This window comes from Streptomyces sp. NPDC044719, from assembly GCF_056433405.1.
The window spans coordinates 491054-508427 of the sequence record NZ_JBWKHE010000004.1; the positions used below are offsets into that span (position 1 = coordinate 491054).

Annotated in this window: 15 protein-coding genes and 1 pseudogene; 7 read left to right on the top strand and 9 right to left on the bottom strand. The window is 71.2% G+C overall.

Annotation, left to right across the window (positions count from 1 at the left end; all coding sequences use genetic code 11):
* Nucleotides 1–219: 219 nt before the first annotated feature.
* On the bottom strand, nucleotides 220–2238 hold the full coding sequence (locus tag AC07DF_RS18215) for a HEAT repeat domain-containing protein (protein WP_478971817.1): 2019 nt from the start codon (nucleotides 2236–2238) through the stop codon (nucleotides 220–222).
* A gap of 153 nt (nucleotides 2239–2391) precedes the next feature.
* Nucleotides 2392–4068 (bottom strand): acyl-CoA dehydrogenase family protein, encoded by a 1677-nt coding sequence (locus AC07DF_RS18220; protein WP_478971818.1) that lies wholly within the window; start codon nucleotides 4066–4068, stop codon nucleotides 2392–2394.
* A gap of 75 nt (nucleotides 4069–4143) precedes the next feature.
* Between AC07DF_RS18220 and AC07DF_RS18225 the strand changes: the two genes are divergently transcribed.
* Entirely contained in the window at nucleotides 4144–4902 is a 759-nt protein-coding gene (locus tag AC07DF_RS18225) for a PaaX family transcriptional regulator C-terminal domain-containing protein (protein WP_478971820.1), read from the top strand.
* Nucleotides 4903–4978: 76 nt separating this feature from the next.
* On the opposite strand, the gene AC07DF_RS18230 is transcribed toward AC07DF_RS18225, so the two are convergent.
* Both AC07DF_RS18230 and AC07DF_RS18235 read right to left on the bottom strand, forming a co-directional pair.
* The gene (locus AC07DF_RS18230) at nucleotides 4979–5767 is read right to left on the bottom strand and encodes a pectate lyase (RefSeq protein WP_478971822.1); all 789 of its coding nucleotides are present in this window, start codon (nucleotides 5765–5767) and stop codon (nucleotides 4979–4981) included.
* 49 nt (nucleotides 5768–5816) lie between these two features.
* A complete protein-coding gene (locus AC07DF_RS18235) occupies nucleotides 5817–6794 on the bottom strand; it encodes a pectate lyase family protein (protein ID WP_478971824.1) in 978 nt (325 codons plus the stop codon).
* Nucleotides 6795–7103: 309 nt separating this feature from the next.
* On the opposite strand from AC07DF_RS18235, the gene AC07DF_RS18240 reads away from it, so the two are divergent.
* Together AC07DF_RS18240 and AC07DF_RS18245 are read left to right on the top strand one after the other, a co-directional pair.
* Nucleotides 7104–8186, top strand: coding sequence for a glycoside hydrolase family 62 protein (locus AC07DF_RS18240; RefSeq protein ID WP_478971826.1), 1083 nt, complete (start codon nucleotides 7104–7106; stop codon nucleotides 8184–8186).
* Nucleotides 8187–8316: 130 nt separating this feature from the next.
* Nucleotides 8317–9579, top strand: coding sequence for an extracellular catalytic domain type 1 short-chain-length polyhydroxyalkanoate depolymerase (locus AC07DF_RS18245; RefSeq protein ID WP_478972726.1), 1263 nt, complete (start codon nucleotides 8317–8319; stop codon nucleotides 9577–9579).
* 31 nt (nucleotides 9580–9610) lie between these two features.
* On the opposite strand, the gene AC07DF_RS18250 is transcribed toward AC07DF_RS18245, so the two are convergent.
* Entirely contained in the window at nucleotides 9611–10690 is a 1080-nt protein-coding gene (locus tag AC07DF_RS18250; RefSeq protein ID WP_478971828.1) for an NADH:flavin oxidoreductase/NADH oxidase, read from the bottom strand.
* Nucleotides 10691–10814: 124 nt separating this feature from the next.
* Here AC07DF_RS18250 and AC07DF_RS18255 point away from each other — a divergent pair, with 124 nt between their 5' ends.
* On the top strand, nucleotides 10815–11165 hold the full coding sequence (locus AC07DF_RS18255; RefSeq protein ID WP_478971830.1) for an ArsR/SmtB family transcription factor: 351 nt from the start codon (nucleotides 10815–10817) through the stop codon (nucleotides 11163–11165).
* Here AC07DF_RS18255 and AC07DF_RS18260 read toward each other — a convergent pair.
* Nucleotides 11162–12505 carry an FAD-dependent oxidoreductase gene (locus AC07DF_RS18260; RefSeq protein ID WP_478971832.1) on the bottom strand — a complete coding sequence of 448 codons (1344 nt, stop codon included), beginning with the start codon at nucleotides 12503–12505 and terminating at the stop codon, nucleotides 11162–11164. The two genes, AC07DF_RS18255 and AC07DF_RS18260, sit on opposite strands and share 4 nt — an antisense overlap.
* Nucleotides 12506–12703: 198 nt before the next feature.
* Here AC07DF_RS18260 and AC07DF_RS18265 point away from each other — a divergent pair, with 198 nt between their 5' ends.
* On the top strand, nucleotides 12704–13180 hold the full coding sequence (locus AC07DF_RS18265; protein WP_478971834.1) for a DUF6214 family protein: 477 nt from the start codon (nucleotides 12704–12706) through the stop codon (nucleotides 13178–13180).
* A gap of 114 nt (nucleotides 13181–13294) precedes the next feature.
* Here the strand turns inward: AC07DF_RS18265 and AC07DF_RS18270 are convergent, their stop codons facing one another.
* Nucleotides 13295–14020, bottom strand: coding sequence for a dienelactone hydrolase family protein (locus tag AC07DF_RS18270; RefSeq protein WP_478971836.1), 726 nt, complete (start codon nucleotides 14018–14020; stop codon nucleotides 13295–13297).
* Nucleotides 14021–14149: 129 nt separating this feature from the next.
* Between AC07DF_RS18270 and AC07DF_RS18275 the strand changes: the two are divergent.
* Nucleotides 14150–14379 (top strand): annotated as a pseudogene (locus AC07DF_RS18275) (hypothetical protein); the annotation flags it as partial.
* Here the strand turns inward: AC07DF_RS18275 and AC07DF_RS18280 are convergent.
* On the bottom strand, nucleotides 14354–15007 hold the full coding sequence (locus AC07DF_RS18280; RefSeq protein ID WP_478971837.1) for a DUF305 domain-containing protein: 654 nt from the start codon (nucleotides 15005–15007) through the stop codon (nucleotides 14354–14356). The pseudogene AC07DF_RS18275 and the gene AC07DF_RS18280 overlap by 26 nt on opposite strands.
* A 190-nt stretch (nucleotides 15008–15197) precedes the next feature.
* Here AC07DF_RS18280 and AC07DF_RS18285 point away from each other — a divergent pair, with 190 nt between their 5' ends.
* The gene (locus tag AC07DF_RS18285) at nucleotides 15198–16700 is read left to right on the top strand and encodes an LVIVD repeat-containing protein (RefSeq protein ID WP_478971838.1); all 1503 of its coding nucleotides are present in this window, start codon (nucleotides 15198–15200) and stop codon (nucleotides 16698–16700) included.
* Here AC07DF_RS18285 and AC07DF_RS18290 read toward each other — a convergent pair.
* On the bottom strand, nucleotides 16688–17374 hold the full coding sequence (locus AC07DF_RS18290; RefSeq protein ID WP_478971839.1) for a TetR/AcrR family transcriptional regulator: 687 nt from the start codon (nucleotides 17372–17374) through the stop codon (nucleotides 16688–16690). The genes AC07DF_RS18285 and AC07DF_RS18290 overlap by 13 nt on opposite strands.

Below are 17374 nucleotides of genomic sequence, written 5' to 3' on the forward strand. Positions count from 1 at the left end.
GCCTGTCGTTTGGATCACGCCGCAGACGCGGGGCCTGGCACGCACATCTGCCGCGTTGTCGTCGGTTGCCGGCTCCCCCACGCTCGGCTTCGCTCGCGCGGGAGGGACCCCCATCGCGCCGACGCCCTCCTCCGCCTTGCAGCTGCACGCACCAGGCCCCGCTCACCGGCGCTGACAAGGTGCCGCCGATTCCCTGCGACCTGATCCAAACGACAGGCCCTAGCCGTGTCCCACCCCGGCCAGCGCCGCCCGGCACACCCGCAGCAATCCCTCGTCCTCATGGATGTCGCGGCTGCCGTAGCCGCGGGCGTCGGCCCGGTGCCGCCGTGGGTTCGCGAGCTCCGTTCGGAGCAGGTCGTGCAGGGGCGCTCCCGCGGGCCCCAGGGCCGCCACGCACCCGGCGACCGCCGTGCGGGTGCGCGGATCCTCCGCCCACACGGAGCGGAGGACGGGAAGGAACTGTTCCGGCTCCCCGGCGATCCGCCACACCGCGCACGCGGCCGTGGCCCGCTCCCGTGCGTCGCCGGAGCCGGCCATCCGCCGCAGGCCGGGCAGGGCAGGGAGGGCCGCCGGCCCAAGTCGTGCGAGCGCGTTCGCGGCGGCCGCGCGGCGGCGCCCGTCGCCGCCGTTGTCCGTCAACTGCCGGAGCAGCGCGGGCAGCACGGCGTCCGGCTCGCCCGTGATCGACCACAGCGCCTCCGCCGCCGCGACGGCGCGGTCCTTCGCCAGCAGCCCCCGCAGATCCGGTACCGCCTCGTACGCGGCCCTGCCGAACGCACCGAGGGCACGGGACGCCGCCCCCGCGACGGCGGCGCGCGGCCCGTCCGGCAGGCCGCGCAGGAGGCGTAACACCACCGGTATGGACTCGGTGTCTCCCAGTGCCGTGAGCGCCGACAACAGGGGAGCGGCCCGCTCGGGCGTGTCGGGTCCGTCGAGCGGAACGCGGGCGAGCCGACGCCGCAGAGCGGGAGCCAGCGGCGAGGCCGCCGGCCCCAGGTGAGGTATCGCGTAGCCCAGGTCGGCCGGCACGACCGGGCCGGCCAGCACCTCGGACAGCACCGGCGTGGCCCGTGGGTCCCCCGTCCTTGCCAGGGCCTTGAGCGGCCCGCCCAGCGTCGGCCCGCCCCGCTCCCGGTGCCGTACGCGAAGCTCGGGACGGCAGGTCACCAGCGCGTGGAGGCGGTCCGCGGCCGGCACGGCCAGCTCGAACAGCTCCACCAGGACAGCGGTCGCCGCGTCGTGCAACCGGCCTTCCTCGGCGCCCAGTTGAGCCCCGATGAGGGCGACCGGCTCCGCGCCGCCGGTGCGCCACTCGCGGAACAGCCCGGCCGACATCCACACGGCGTTGCACCGGTCGAGGGGATCCGGGCTGGTCAACTGCCCGCACAGCAGGGCGACGCGGTCGGTGACGCGGCTGCCGAGCGCGGAGTGCAGCGTCCGCATCAGCTGGGAGCCCTCCTCGTCCGAGGGGCGCAGGCGCCGCAGCCGGTCGGCGAGGGTGTCAGGGCCGGGACAGTGGCCCCCGGGGCCGGTGCGGGTGTGCTCCCCGGATCTGTCCCTGAGCAACCGGACGACGGCCGGTACGAGATTGGCGGGAAGTAGCTCCGGCGCGCATCGGGCCAGCTGGCCGAGTGCGCCGAGCCGCAGCCCCGGGCCGTACGGGGGGCCACTCAACTCCGCCAGCAGGTCCACCGCGCCGGAAGCGTGCTCCTGGTGCCGCTCCACGAACAGGCCCAGGCTCGCGGCCAGGGCGAGCAGAACCCGGTCGTCCCGCTCCACGGTGATCCGCTCCCGCAACAGGGCGAGCACCCGGGACGGGGGGCCCACGAAACGCACGAGCGCGCCCGGAGCGGCCCGGCGCACCCCGGCGTCCGCGTCCCCCGCGAGCCGGACGAAGACTTCGGCACCCGCGTGCAGCGCGGCACGGGCCCTTTCGGCGTTCTCCGAGGCGCCTTCGTCACCTGCGATGTCACCGATGCCGACGAGGAGCTCCACGACGCCGGCCCGGTCCCGCACCTCCTCGCGGACGCTGAGCGCGAGGAGGAACGGAACACAGGCGAGCGTCGCGTCGTACACGCCTCCCTGGTGGTGCACGGCGCCGTACATCCCGTCGAGCGCGCTCTCCCGCTCGGCCGGGTCGGCGGAGGCCAGTCCCCGCAGTAGTCCGGGCACGTCCTCCGCGCTGCCGTACGCATGCCGCAGCGAGGCCCAGTCGACCTCGTCGATCCCCCTGAACACGTTGTCCTCCCCAGGCGAAGTACCAACTGACGGGGAGTCTGCACCACGGCACTGACAACGAAGCGGAATCGGGAGATGACGGTGCGCGATCTGTGCGCCGGTTGGCTGACGACCGCTCAGTCCCTCACCGGCAAGCGGTGGTTCGGTCCCGGTTCAGTCCCCGTCGGGCAACGCGCGCTCCAGGATCGCGTCGATGCCGGCCGTCTCCGGCAGCGTCCCGAACGCCTGCCCCCAGTCGCCCCCGAGCCGGCTCGCGCAGAACGCGTCGGCGACCGCGGGCGGGGCGTGCCGGACGAGGAGGGAGGCCTGGAGCGTCAGGGCCATCTGCTCCACGAGTCGGCGGGCCGTCGTCTGCGACGCCTCGGGCAGCCGGTTCTTGAGCCGGCTCACCGCCGCGTCCAGCCGGGCGTCCGCGCCCCGGGCCAGGTCCAGCTCACCGAACAGCGCCTCGGCGGTGCCCGGTTCGCGGCTCAGCGCCCGCAGCACGTCGAGGGCGTTGACGTTCCCCGAGCCCTCCCAGATCGACAGCAGGGGAGCCTCGCGGTAGTGCCGCGGCATGCCCGAGTCCTCGACGTAGCCGTTGCCGCCGAGGCACTCCAGGGCCTCCGCTGTGAAGGCCGGGCCCCGCTTGGTCACCCAGTACTTGCCGATGGCGGTGGCGATCCGGCGGAACGCGGCCTCCGCCCCGTCCGCGTCGTCTCCGCGGATCGCCCGGTCGGCCGCCCCGGCCAGCCGCAGGGTGAGCGTGGTGGCGGCCTCGGACTCCAGCGCCAGATCGGCCAGCACATTGCGCATCAGCGGCTGGTCCACCAGCCGGGCGCCGAACGCGCCGCGGTGCCGCGCGTGGTGCCCCGCCTCGACGAGGGACTTGCGCATCAGCGCGGCCGACATCATCACGCAGTCAAGACGTGTGCAGTTGACCATCTCGATGATGGTCTTGACGCCGTGGCCCTCGGGCCCGACCAGCCAGGCCACGGTCCCGTCGAACTCGGGCTCGGAGGAGGCGTTGGAGCGGTTGCCCAGCTTGTCCTTCAGCCGCTGGATGCGGAAGGTGTTGCGGGAGCCGTCGGGCAGCACGCGCGGTACCAGGAAGCAGGACAGGCCTCCCGGGGCCTGCGCCAGCACGAGGAACACGTCGCACATCGGCGCCGAGGTGAACCACTTGTGCCCGCGCAGGGTGTACACCCCGGGCTCGGCCGTCGGCGTGGCCGTCGTGGTGTTCGTCCGGACGTCGGAGCCGCCCTGCTTCTCCGTCATCCCCATGCCCGCCAGCAGCCCCCGCTTCTGCGTGGGCACCCGGAGGCCGGGCTCGTACTCCCGGCTCGTCAGCAGCGGTTCGTAGACCTTCGCCAGCTCCGGCTGCCTGCGCAGCGCGGGGACCGCCGCGTAGGTCATCGACGTCGGACAGCCGTGGCCGGCCTCGGTGTGCCCCCAGACCAGTCCGCCGGCGGACCGGGCGACATGTGCTCCGGGCCTGTTGTCCGCCCAGGGGGACGCGGCCAGTCCCTCCGTGATCGCGGTGCGCATCAGGTGGTGCCAGCTCGGGTGGAACTCGACCTCGTCCACCCGGTTGCCGTACCGGTCGTGCGTACGCAGCTCCGGCTCATGACGGTTGGCCAGATCGGCCCACTCCTGGGCCTGGGCGCTGCCGGCCAGTCTGCCGAGCCGGCGCAGTTCCTCCTCGGCCCACCCGGCGCCCTCCCGCCGCAGCCCCTCCAGCAGGGCCGTGTCGTCGGAGGCGTCGTACGGGGTGAGGGGCGGGGCCTGGTTGGTGACGTCGTGCGTGGCGGGTCCGCCGTACGCATGCTGTTCGTCCAGTGTCGAGACCATACGCCGAGTGTTGCACTCTGTCTGCGGACGCAGCAATACTGCAACACGGAGGGCCGCCGCGTACAGTACGTGACCATGCCGATGAACGTCCCGGCGCGGCCCGGCGCGCTCGACCTGCGCCCCCTGTCCGCGCGGTCGGTCGTGCTGAGCCTGCTGCTCGGGACGCATCCCCCCGAACTGCCGGTCAGAGAGCTCGTGCGGCTCGTGGAAGGCTTTGACGTCGGCGGCTCCACGCTGCGGGCGGCGCTCAGCCGGATGGTGGCCGCCGGTGACCTGCGGCGCACGGACACCGGCTACCGCCTCAGCGACCGGCTGCTGGAACGCCAGCGCCGCCAGGACGACGCCGTGCACCCTCGTACCCGCGCGTGGGACGGCGACTGGGAGATGGTCGTGATCACCGCGACGGGGCGCGGACCCGCCCAACGCGCCGACCTGCGGGCCCGGCTGACCGGACTCCGTCTCGCCGAACTCCGTGAGGGGGTGTGGCTGCGGCCCGCCAACCTGGACCGTGCCCTCCCCGGCGATCTGGACCAGGTGTCCCAGCGTTACACGGCCCGGCCCGGCCGGCCCCCGCGCGACCTGGCCGCGTCCCTGTGGCCGCTGGACACCTGGCCTGCCACAGCCCGCGCGCTGCTCGGCCACATCGCCGACGCACACCGCCCTGCCGATCGCCTGGCCGCCTTCGCCGCCGTCGTACGGCACTTGTCGGCCGATCCGGTCCTGCCGCCCGGGCTCCTGCCCGCCGACTGGCCCGGCGCCGAACTGCGCGTGGCCTACACCGACTACCAGCAGGAGCTGATCGGGGAGGTCCGAGCGCGCGTGCGGGGCGCATGACGCGGACGGCCGTGCGCGGCGCCCGCCGGGACGCTGCGCACGGCCGCCTTCACCGTGGGGGGAGCTACTTGAGGTACTACCTGTAGGTGACGTCCGAGGTGGAGTACAGGCAGTTCTTGCTGTCCGGTCCCGACCCGACAGCGGTGTTGTTGTTGTACTTCTGGCAGGGGACGACCTTGCGGCCGGAGTCGTTGCGGATCGTGATGTTGCGCAGGGTCGCCGCGTCGTTGCGGTTGACGTTGATGCCGACGATCCGCGCGGTGGCGCCCGTGCCGGTCACGTCGATGGTGTTGAGGTTGACCTTGCGCGTGTACTGCGTGGAGCAGTCGCCGCAGGAGCGGTAGAGCGTCTTGAACTCCTGCACCGCGAAGTTGGAGATGTTCAGCGTGCCGCCGCCGTTGTGCTGGAAGACCTTGTCCGCCGCCTTCTTGGCGCCGCCGCCGATCACCTGGTACGTGGCGCCGTTGCCGCCGCGGAAGGTGGCGGCGTCCTCGCCGACGTCCTCCCACCAGACGTTCTGCAGCGTGCAGCTGCCCTCGCAGTGGATGCCGTCGGCCGCGGGGGCGCCGAGGATGACGTTCTTCAGCACCGCGCCGTCCGCGAGCTTGAAGATCGGGTCCTGGCCCTCCTCCTGGCCGTCACCGGCCAGCTCTCCGGTGCCGTAGTACCGCTTCATCCCGTAGTCCTTGGTGCCGGACACGGAGATGGTGGAGGAGGTCCCCTGGCTCCCGTTGGGGGTCGGCCAGGTGGCGGCGCTCGCCGTGGGGGCGTTCGTGATCATGATCATGCCAACCGAGAGCCCGAGGGTGGCCAGCGCGCCGGTCAGCGCGCGCCTGCGGGTTCGCGGGCGTGTCGCAGAAGTCATGTCCCGATTCCTTCTGTCGTCTGAGTGCGTGAGGGATGGAGGTGGGGTGTCAGAGCCTTCCGGCGCCCGCACCCGACGTCACCGAGGTGACGACGGACGAGGCCGGCTCCGCCGAATAGCCGTACGGCGGGCTGGTGAAGCTGCCGACGCGCGAGACCTCGGTCGCGGCTCCACCGAGATCGTTGCCGCGCAGGTTGGCGTATCCGTCGACGTCGCTGCTGCGGTTCGTGGTGACCGCGATCTTCGTCGAGCGGAAGACGTTGTTCTCGACCAGCATCTGGGCGCCCATGCGCGAATGGCAGGCGGTGTCGGCGCCCTCGACGTAGTTGTTGTAGAAGTGCCCGGTGCCGAAGCGCAGGCTGGGGATGCGCGAGTACACGTTGGCGAAGTGGTTGTGGTGGTACGTCACCTTCAGCTTGCCGGTGTCCTCGCTCGCGTTGTTGTCGCTGTGGCCGGCGAGCGAGCCCTTGAAGTGGTTCTTGAAGGTGTTCCAGGACACCGTGACGTTGTCCGCGCCGTGGTTGACGTCCAGCAGGCCGTCGTAGAAGTCCTTGTCGTGATCGCGGTCGGCCGAGAAGGAGTTGTGGTCGATCCAGACCTTGGTGGACGCCTCGACGGTGATGCCGTCGGCGGGTGCGACGGGCTTGCTGATGTTCAGGTTGCGGACGACGACGTTCGTGACCTTCTTCAGCCGCAGTCCGCCGCCGGTGAACCCGGACGCGGAACCCACGCCCAGGACGGTCGTGTTGGACCCGATGTCGACCTGACCGCTCAGCGAAATCAGGCCGTTGACCCGGACGACCTTGGCCGCGTTGCCGGTCACCGCCGACTTGAAGGCGCTCAGCGTGGAGACGGTCACCGCCGAGGCGCTGCCGCCGCCGGTCGTCCCCGCGCCGAACCCGATCGGCGAGGTCTCGGCGGCCCCGGCCGGCTGGGGAACGGCCAGGACCGCCACGGTCGCCAACGCGGACGCGGCGGCGACGGCCAGGGTGGATCTGTGGAGACGTGTACGTGGGGGAGTACGCATGTGGGGTGCGTCCCTTCGTGGTGCCGTCATGGTGCAGGTCGGTCATGTACATGAATGACGTTCGCCATGCTGTTCACCGCGCGCGCTGCGTACGACCGGCCCGGAGGTCGCGGTCACACTGCTGAACGGAACGTAGGGGGCAAGCGCTTTCTAGTCAACGCCTCGCGCAGAACACATTCAGCCGGTCCTGGTCAGGGCGGGGAGCGTTGCGAGGCTGGCGTGGGAGCGCTTCCATGAAAGCCATGTGCATGTCACCATGCCGACGAACGCTTCCCTTCATGAGAGGGCGGGTCGATGAGGACTCCGCGCATGCGTACGTTCGTCACTGGACTCGTGTTCATGCTGGTGGCCGTAGGTGCGCTGGCCGTAGCGCCGGGACCGGCGGCCGCCGGCACCTCGCGGCCCGGCCCCGGGAGATCGCTGCCGGGTTCGTTCACGTGGTCGTCGAGCGGGCCGCTGATCAGCCCCAAGCCGGACGCGGCCCACCCGATCCTGTCGGTCAAGGACCCGACGGTCTTCCGCTACCGGGACCGTTGGCACGTCTACTTCACGACCGCCGATACCGCCGGACGCTGGAGCCTCGGACACACGAGCTTCACCGACTGGTCCGAGGCCGCCTCGGCACCCCAGACGTTCCTCGACGCCAACCCGAACATCGGCGGCCGGTACGCGGCGGCGCCCCAGGTGTTCTACTTCGCGCCCCAAAAGACCTGGTACATGGTCTACCAGACCGGCCCACCGTCCTACTCCACGACCAAGAACCCCTCGGACCCGCTCAGCTGGAGCGCGCCGCGCGACTTCTTCGGCAGTGAGCCGCCGATCGTCACCGAGAACAAGGGCGACGGCTCCTGGCTCGACTTCTGGACGAGCTGCGACCGGACGGACTGCTACCTGTTCTTCTCCGACGGCAACGGCCACCAGTACCGCTCGCGCACCGGGCTCGCCGAGTTCCCGAACGGCTTCCGCGACACCGCCATCGTGCTGTCCGAACCCAACCGCTTCGACCTCTTCGAGGGGGGCAACGTCTACCGGCTCGGCGACGGCTCCGGCTATCTCATGCTCGTCGAGGCGCTCGCGACCGGATCCGACTGGCGACGCTACTTCCGGGCCTGGCGCGCCGACTCTCTGGGCGGCGCCTGGACACCGCTCGCCGACACCGAGGCCAACCCCTTCGCCCGCTCCAACAATGTCACCTTCGAGGCCGGACGGCCGGCCTGGACCAGGGACTTCAGTCACGGCGAGATGATCCGCTCCGGCGTCGACCAGACCCTCACGATCGACCCGTGCCGCCTGCGGTTCCTCTACCAGGGGATGGACCCCGCATCGAGCGGCGAGTACTACCGGCTGCCCTGGCGGCTCGCCCTGCTGACCCAGACGAACCCCACCTGCTGAACCGCCGTACGACGTCTCGCGCGCCGCACCTCACAACGGAAGGGACACGGACGTGCCTGCCACCCCCCGCCCCACGGCGAGGAGACCACTGCGGTCGTTACTCCTCGCGCTCGTCGCCGCGCTGCTGCCGATGCTCGCGGCCACCGTGCTCACCGCACCCGCGGCCGCCGCCCGCGAGCCGGCCGGCGAGCCCGCCCGCGAGGGGGCCGTGCCCGCCGCGGCGCTCACCGAGGTCACGAACTTCGGTACGAACCCCAGCAATCTGCGGATGTACCTGTACGTGCCGGAGAGCGTCACACCGAACCCGGCGGTCGTGGTCGCCGTGCACTGGTGCACCGGCTCCGGCCCGGACATGTACAACGGCACCGAGTACGACACCCTGGCCGACCAGTACGGGTTCATCGTGCTCTACCCGTCCGTCACCCGCAGCAGCAAGTGTTTCGACGTCTCCTCGCCCCAGGCGCTGCGCCGAGGCGGCGGCAGCGACCCCGTCGGAATCAAGTCGATGGTCGACTGGGTCACCCGCACCTACGACGCCGATACCCGCCGCGTGTTCGCCACCGGCATCTCCTCCGGCGCGATGATGACGAACGTCCTGCTCGGCGACTACCCCGACGTGTTCGCGGCGGGCGCCGCCTTCTCGGGCGTCCCGTTCGCCTGCTTCGCCACCACCGACGGCTCCGAGTGGAACAGCAACTGCTCGGGTGGCACGCTCACCCGCACCCCGAAGGAGTGGGGCGACCTGGTACGGAACGCCTACCCCGGCTACACCGGCCCCCGTCCGCGCATGCAGATCTGGCACGGCACCCAGGACGACGTCCTGCGCTATCCCAACTTCGGGGAGCAGATCAAGCAGTGGACGAACGTGCACGGCGTGAGCCAGACGCCGACCGCCACCGACACACCCCAGTCCGGCTGGACCCGCACCCGCTACGGCGGTACCGGTGACCGGGCCCCCGTGGAGGCCATCAGCCTCCAGGGCGTCGGCCACAACCTGTACGCCCACGGCATGGCGTCCCGTGTGCTCACCTTCTTCGGCCTGGACAGCTCCGGCCCGGCGCCGCAACCCCAGCCCGGCGCCTGCAAGGTGACGTCCACGGTGAACGCCTGGAACACCGGCCTGACGGCGTCCGTGACCCTCACCAACACCGGTACGACGACCGTCAACGGCTGGAAACTCGGCTTCACACTCCCCGCCGGCCAGACCGTCACGGGCGGCTGGGGCGCCACCTACGCGCCCTCGTCCGGGGCGGTCACCGCCACCAACGTGTCGTACAACGGCACGATCGCGCCCGGCGCGAGTGTCAGCATCGGTTACCAGGCGAGCCATGGCGGCAACAGCGCCGCTCCGGCCGTGTTCACGCTCAACGGGACGGCGTGCACGGCCGGTTGAGGCACCAGATGCACCGAGACCCGGGTGCCGGTCAGACCGACCGGTGGTACTGGTCCGGCACCCGGACCTCACCGTCGAGTTCCCGCGCCGCGTGCCGGGCCCACGAGGGGTTGCGCAGCAGTTCCCGGCCCAGCAGGACCGCGTCGGCCTCGCCGTTGGCCAGGATCTTCTCGGCCTGCTCGACCTCGGTGATCAGTCCCACCGCGGCGACCGGCAGGGACGTCTCGCCCTTCACCCGGGCGGCGAAGGGCACCTGGTAGCCGGGGCCGGTGGGGATCCGGGCACCGGAGGCGTTGCCACCGCTGGAGACGTCCAGCAGGTCGATGCCGTGGGCCCGCAGGTCGGCGGCGAAGCGGACCGTGTCGTCAGCGGTCCAGCCGCCGTCCTCGAGCCAGTCGGTCGCCGAGATACGGAAGAACAGCGGCTTGTCGTCCGGCCACACCTTCCGTACGGCGTCCACCACTTCGAGGGCGAAGCGGACGCGGTTCTCGTACGAGCCGCCGTAGGCGTCGGTGCGGTGGTTGGAGTACGGGGAGAGGAACTCGTTGATCAGGTAGCCGTGGGCGCCGTGGATCTCGGCGATCTCGAAACCGGCGGCGAGGGCGCGACGGGCCGCGGCCGCGAACTGCCCGACGACGTCCTTGATCTGGTCGGTGGTCAGCTCTGACGGGACCGGGTGCTTCTCGTCGAACGCGAGAGGGCTCGGCGCCACCGAGTCCCACCCGTACGCGTCCGGGCCGACCGGGGCGCCGCCCTTCCAGGGCTGGTCCGTCGATGCCTTGCGGCCCGCGTGTGCGAGCTGGATCGCGGGCACCGTGCCCTGCTCGGCGAGGAAGCGGGTGATACGGCGGAACGCCTCCACCTGCGTGTCGTTCCAGATGCCGAGGTCGTACGGGGAGATGCGGCCCTCCGGGGAGACGGCGGTGGCCTCGACGATGATCAGGCCCGTGCCGCCGGCCGCACGGGCGGCGTAGTGCGCGAAGTGCCAGTCGTTCGGGACGCCGGCCTCCGGGCCCTCCGGTGCCGCCGAGTACTGGCACATGGGGGGCATCCACACGCGGTTGGGGATCGTCACATCGCGCAGGGTGTAGGGCTCGAAGAGCGCGGTCACGGCGGACTCCATTTCGTCACAGGGCCGGTGTCGACTCGTACGATAGGCATCGTAGTACGGTGGATGTCAAACTACGAGGGTTCTCGTACTATGGAGTCCCCGAGGAAGAGGAAGTGGAGCCGCCGTGACGTCCCCCGCCGTGAGCAGCCGCGCCCTGCCGCATCCCGAGCGCGACGAGATCCGGCTGGAGGACGTGCTGCACGCGCTCTCCGATCCCATGCGGCTGCGGATCGTGCGCGAACTTGCCGCGGCGAGCGGGGAGTTGTCCTGTTCGCACTTCGACCTGCCGGTGACGAAGTCCACGACCACGCATCACTTCCGGGTGTTGCGGGAAAGTGGGGTGATCCGGCAGGTCTACCGGGGGACGGCGAAGATGAACGGGCTGCGGCGGGACGATCTGGAGGGGCTGTTTCCGGGGCTGCTGGACGCGCTGCTCGACGCGGCAGGGCGGCAGGCCGAGAGGCTCGCCCCTTAAGGGACCATGCCGCGTGCGGCCTCCATCAGGGACTGCCAGTCCGGGAGCTTGACCACTCCGCGTCCGAGTGACGCTCCCAGCTCCGCCTCCGCCCGTTCGATCGACTGCCAGCCCGTCCATTCGACCGGGTCGATTCCCTCCGCTCGCAGTGCCGCGAGCGTGTCCTGGGGGACGTCCTTTTCGGCGAGGAGCGGGGCATCCTCCAGCAGGGACGTCGCCGTCTCCTTCGCGCAGGGGCGGTTCGTGCCGATCACACCCGTAGGGCCGCGCTTGATCCAGCCGGCCACGTACTCGCCCGGCGTGACGACGCCCTCGCGCAGGACCCGTCCGGCCAGGTTCGGCACGGTGCCGGTCTTGGCGTCGAACGGCAGGCCCTCCATCGGCACTCCGAGGTAGCCCACCGAGCGCAGCACCAACTGCGCCTCGATGTCCTCGTACCGGCCCGTGCCCGTCACGCCGCCGTGCCCGTCCGGCGCCGTCCGCTCGAACCGCACCGCGCCCACATGGCCCTGCTCGGAGAGCAGCTCGACCGGGCGGAGGAAGAAGCGGAGGCGGATCCGGTGCGGGGCGCCGGCCGGCGGGGACTCGGCCCAGCCGCGCAGCACCTCCACGTTGCGCCGCTGCGGGGCCGGCAGCGCGGACGGGTCCGTGTACCCCGGGTCGGCCGCCAGCTCCGCCGGGTCCGCGACGACGTCCGTCCCCGGCAGGGTGCCCAGCTCGCGCAGTTCCTTGGTGGTGAAGCGGGCCTGGGACGGGCCGCGCCGGCCCACCATGTGGATCTCGGTCACGCGGCTCGCCGCCAGTGCGGTCAGCGCCGCCTGCGGCATGTCGGTCGGGCTGAGCTCGGCCAGCCCACGGGCCAGCATCCGGGTGACGTCCACGGCGACGTTCCCCACGCCGATGACCACGGCCGACCGCGCGTTCCGCAGGAAACCGCCGTCCACGGCGTCGGGGTGGGCGCTGTACCAGGACACGAACTGCGTGGCCGACCAGCTCCCCGGCAGGTCCTCCCCGGGAATGCCCAGATGCCGGTCCGTGGCGGCGCCCACGCAGTACACCACCGCGTGGTAGAGCTCCCGCAGCCTGGCGGCAGGCACCCCGCCGGGCCCCGCCTGCACACCTCCGAGGAACCGGACCCGGTCGTGCTCCAGGACCGTGCGCAGATTGTTCTGCAGGGACTTGATCTTCTCGTGGTCGGGGGCCACGCCGTAGCGGACCAGGCCGTAGGGGCACGGCAGCCGGTCCAGGACGTCGACGCGCACCTCGGAGTCCAGCTGGACGAGGCTCTGGGCGGTGTAGCACCCGCTCGGCCCGGAGCCTACGACGGCGACTCGCAGCACGGCGGAACTCCTTACCCGTCAGATCCCGGGGGATCTCAGGAGAGCGCTGATGTCTCCAGCATCGCACCGGCCGGGCTCCGCTGACAGGGTGCTGTGCTCCGACCGGGGCGCGTGTCGGATCTATAGCGAATGTGATCATGCGGTTACGTTCCGTGTGTGCTGGAAGCATCCTTTCTTAATCTTTCTGATCGCTCTCCGGTGGACGGCGCGGTATCCGTGCGGCCCGCGTGGGAAGTGCGGGAGAACCAGGACGCCACGCGGTGGTTCGACGTCCGGCTCGCCTTCACGGACGGCGCCCACGTCGACGCGCTGGCGGTCGTGGCCGGCGGATGCGTCGGTGTCGAGGAGGTACGCGCCCAGCCCGCGCTGTCCCTGGACGACCTGGCGGTGCTCGCCGACTGGCTCGAGGATTCGCTGGCCGAGGCGTGCGGCGCCGGTGCGGGCGCGGCTCCCGAGGGCTGCGCGGGCCCGGGGCGCCGGGCCCGGCCGGTCTGGCCGCGCGGCGCGGAGGGGCGGTGGCTGGTGGCACAGGAGTACCGCGCGGCCCAGCAGGACGGTGCCGACCCGGTCCTCGCCGTGATGTGCGCGACCGGGCACAGCCGCCGCAAGTCGCTGAGGCTGATCGGCCAGGCCCGGGACGCGGGCCTGCTGGCACCACGCCGCGCACGACGCTGAGCGGGCCGCTCCGGGCAGGACGGCGTCCCGGAGGCCGCTCAGCGTCATTTGGCGCGAAGGGGAGCGTGAGGCATCCCGACCCCAGTTGGTACCAGCTTCGCGTTGCTGACCAGATCACTCCGTTACGGGCAGGCACTCGGTGAGCAGATCGATGACGTCGTGCCAGGCGCGCTGCGCGTGCTGTGGGTGGTAGCCGACGCCGGGCACCGTGGGGTGGTCGACCGGCGGGTGGTGGAAGGCGTGCAAGGCGCCGCCGTAGACCACGAGGCGCCAGTCGACGCCCGCGGCCTGCATCTCGGCGGTGAACGCGTCCCGTTGCGCGGGCGGCATGATCGGGTCTTCCGACCCGACCCCGGCCCACACTGGGCAGCGGATGCGCGCAGTTTCGCCCGGTCGGCCTGTGGTCAGCGCGTTGACTGTGCCGATCGCGCGTAGGTCGACGCCGTCGCGCCCGAGTTCCAGCCCGATGGCACCGCCGGTGCCGTAGCCGACGACGGCGATCCGGTCGGGGTCGGTCCGCGGTTCGGCGCGCAACACGTCGAGCGCCGCGTGGCCGATGCCCCGCATCCGGTCGGGGTCGGCGAGCAGCGGCATGCAACGGGCCAGCATCTCGTCTGGGTCGCTCACATAGCGCCCGCCGTGGATGTCGAAGGCCAGTGCTACGTATCCCAGTTCGGCGAGCGCATCGGCCCGGCGGCGCTCGACGTCGCTGAGCCCTGGGCCCTCTGGTCCGAGCAGCACCGAGGGCCGACGGTCGACGCCGGCCGGGAGCGCGAGGTGCCCGATCATCGTCAAGCCGTCGGCCGGGTACTCGACCGTGCGCGTTGTAATCGTCGTCATGAGACTGGACCGTAGTGATCGTCGAGCCCGGTCGGGCCGGTGTTTCTCCGCCGGCAGAACAGCGCGGGAGTGCCTCTGAGATGCGGCGGTGATGTGGACCTGCCGGGTTTTGCACGGGGGACCGGCGCCGCCCGACCGTCGGCCGCAGATCTCCGCCGCCCCTGGGAGAAGCCGAGCGAGCCCGGGCGGCTCACCCCCGCCCGAGTGCGCCGGGGGTTCAGAACCGCCGCCCGAACTTGCCCCGTCCGGCCCGTGCGCCGAAACCCGACAGGCCCGGTCCCGGCAGGCCACTCGGCTCGAAGAACCGGCACCCCGCCATCCGCTGGAGCAAGCTCAGAGCATGTTCCGCATCCGTGTGATCTCGCTGGTCTGCTGAGCGATCACCTCGTCGGCCATCTCCTCGACGAGGATGTTGTTGCCCTGCCCCTTCACGTCAGCCGCCATGGTGATCGCGCCCTGGTGATGGGTCGTCATCAGGGTCAGGAAGAGGTGGTCGAAGGCCTTGCCCTCGGCCGCGCGGAGCTTCTTCAGCTGGGCCTCGGTGGCCATGCCGGGCATCGCGGCGTGCTCGTGCCGCTCGGCCTTCAGCGGCTTGCCGTGCGACTTCAGCCAGCCCTTCATGGCCTCGATCTCGGGCTTCTGGCCGGCCGCGACGCGCTCGGCGATCCGCTTCACGTCCTTCGACTCGGCCCGCTTCGGGACGAGTTCGGTCATCACCAGCGCCTGGGCGTGGTGCTCGATCATCATCCGGGCGTAGGAGACGTCCGCCGCGTTGGGGGAGTCGTTCTCCGGGTTCTGCTCGGCGGCCTCTTCGGCGGACAGGGTGCGGTTCGCCTCGCCCGGCTCACCCGGCGCGATCACGGCGGGCCCGTCGGCGGCGGCCGGCTTCCGGTCCGGACCGGAGTCACAGCCCCCGGCCGCGAGCACGGCCAGGGCGACCAGCCCCGTCGTGACGACGCACGCACGAGACACGCGGCGGAAGAGCACAACGACCTCCTGTGACGGGCGGGTTGGGACGCACCTCGTGTTGCGGACGGCGTACTGGCACGCTTCCGCGGGTCATTGATCGCAAAACTTCATTGCGATTCCGTTGCCCTCTATTGGTATGTCCATGGCGAAGACGATACTGCGTGGTGCGTGAACCGTTCCGCAGTGAACGGAACCAGGGAGGAAAACAGTGATCCTGTTGAACGACCGCAGAACACGCCGCAGACGCCTGGGCGTCCTCGCGGCCGCCGGTGGACTGCTGGCCGCGCTCCTCACAGCGGCACCGGCAGGGGCCACCCCCGACCCGGGGGACGCGCCGCCCGCGCCGAAGAAGGTCTCCAAGAGCGCCCAGGCCGAGGTCCGTGAGGCCATCGAGAAGGGCGAGATACCCGCCCAGGACGAGATCGTCCACTCCGACAACATCCAGCACCTGGCGTTCGTCCCCAAGGACGTGCTCCAGGGCACGAACTCGGACCTCGCCTTCCAGGGCAGGTACGCGTTCGCGGGCAACTACGACGGCTTCCGCATCTTCGACATCAGCAACCCCAAGGCACCGAAGACCGTCGCCCAGGTGCTGTGCCCCGGCTCGCAGAACGACATCTCCGTCTCCGGCGACCTGCTGTTCCTGTCCACCGACTCCTCGCGCAGCGACAGCAGTTGCACCAGCACCACCCAGCCGGCGACCGAGAAGTCCTCGTGGGAGGGCATGAAGGTCTTCGACATCAGCGACAAGCGCAACCCGAGGTACGTCGCAGCCGTCGAGACCGCCTGCGGCTCGCACACCCACACGCTGGTGCCCGAGCGCCGCAATGTCTACGTGTACGTCTCCTCGTACTCGCCGAACGCCACGTACCCCGACTGCCAGCCGCCGCACGACGGCATCTCCGTCATCAAGGTGCCGCGCAACGCCCCCGAGAAGGCGAAGGTCGTGGGCTTCCCCGTGCTGTTCCCCGGTGAGGGGCCGGACGGCGGCGGCAACCCGGGCGGACCCACCAACCCGGGCGTCTCCAAGACCACCGGCTGCCACGACATCACCGTGCTGCCGTCGAAGGACCTGGCCGCGGGCGCCTGCATGGGCGACGGCCTCCTGTTCTCCATCAAGGACCCGGAGCGCCCGAAGGTCATCGACCGCGTCCAGGACAACGTCAGCTTCGCGTTCTGGCACTCGGCGACCTTCAACCAGAAGGCGAACAAGGTCGTCTACACCGATGAGCTGGGCGGCGGCGGCGCGGCCACGTGCAACGCGGAGATCGGACCGAACCGCGGCGCCGACGGCATCTACGACATCGTCGGCAAGGGCGACAAGCGCAAGCTTGTCTTCCGCAGCTACTTCAAGATCCCGCGCCACCAGGCGGACACCGAGAACTGCGTGGCCCACAACAGCTCGCTGATCCCGGTGAAGGGCAAGGACCTGATGGTCCAGGCCTGGTACCAGGGCGGTGTCTCCGTCTGGGACTTCACCGACTCGGCGAAGCCGAAGGAGATCGCCTACTTCGACCGCGGCCCGCTGACCACGGACACGATCAAGTCGGGCGGCTCGTGGTCGGCGTACTACTACAACGGCTACATCTACTCGAACGAGTACGCCAGGGGCTTCGACGTCCTGAAGATCGACGACCGGCGCACCGACCCGGCCCGCAGGGTCCACATGCGCGAACTCAACGTGCAGACGCAGCCGGACTACTTCGACTGACCCTCCGGGCCGTGCCCCGGTGCGGCCCCGGTCGCGAAGAACCGTGACAGATCCCTGTCACCCGTCCCGTCGGAGGCTCCGGTCTCCGGCGGGACACCCAGCTCCCAGTCGAGCCGGTAGCGCTCGAACAACTCGGCCCGCAGCACCGGGACCGGCATCGGCACCCCCGGCACCAGCGCCGCGTACACGGCGCCCATCAGCAGGGCGCGCAGCATCGGGTAGTCGCTCTCGACGTCCCGCGACCCGAGCCGGGCGACGGTGTCCCGCAGCAGTTCGGCCAGCCGCCGCTGCTCCGGGCAGGGCACGAAGCCCTCGGCCTGCAGCAGCCCGGCCATGTGCTGGCGCATCAGCACGGGCCGGTCCCCGGCCAGGCCAAGGATCGCGTCGATGGCCCGCGCCATCCGCTCCCGGCCGTCCTCGGCGCACGGCTCGCGCTCCAGCGCCTCCTCCAGCGTGCGGTGCATCAGCCGGTGCACGGCGGACTGCACGAGCTGGCGCTTGCCGGGGAAGTAGTACGAGACCAGCCCGCGCGCCGAGCCCGCCCGGTCGGCGATGTCGCCGAGCGTCGTCGCCTCGAACCCGCGCTCGTCGACCAGCTCGACCGCCGCCTGCAGAAGCCGCTCCTTCGAACGTCTCCGCAACTCTTCGTTGACCGAGGCGCTGCGCGGGGACAT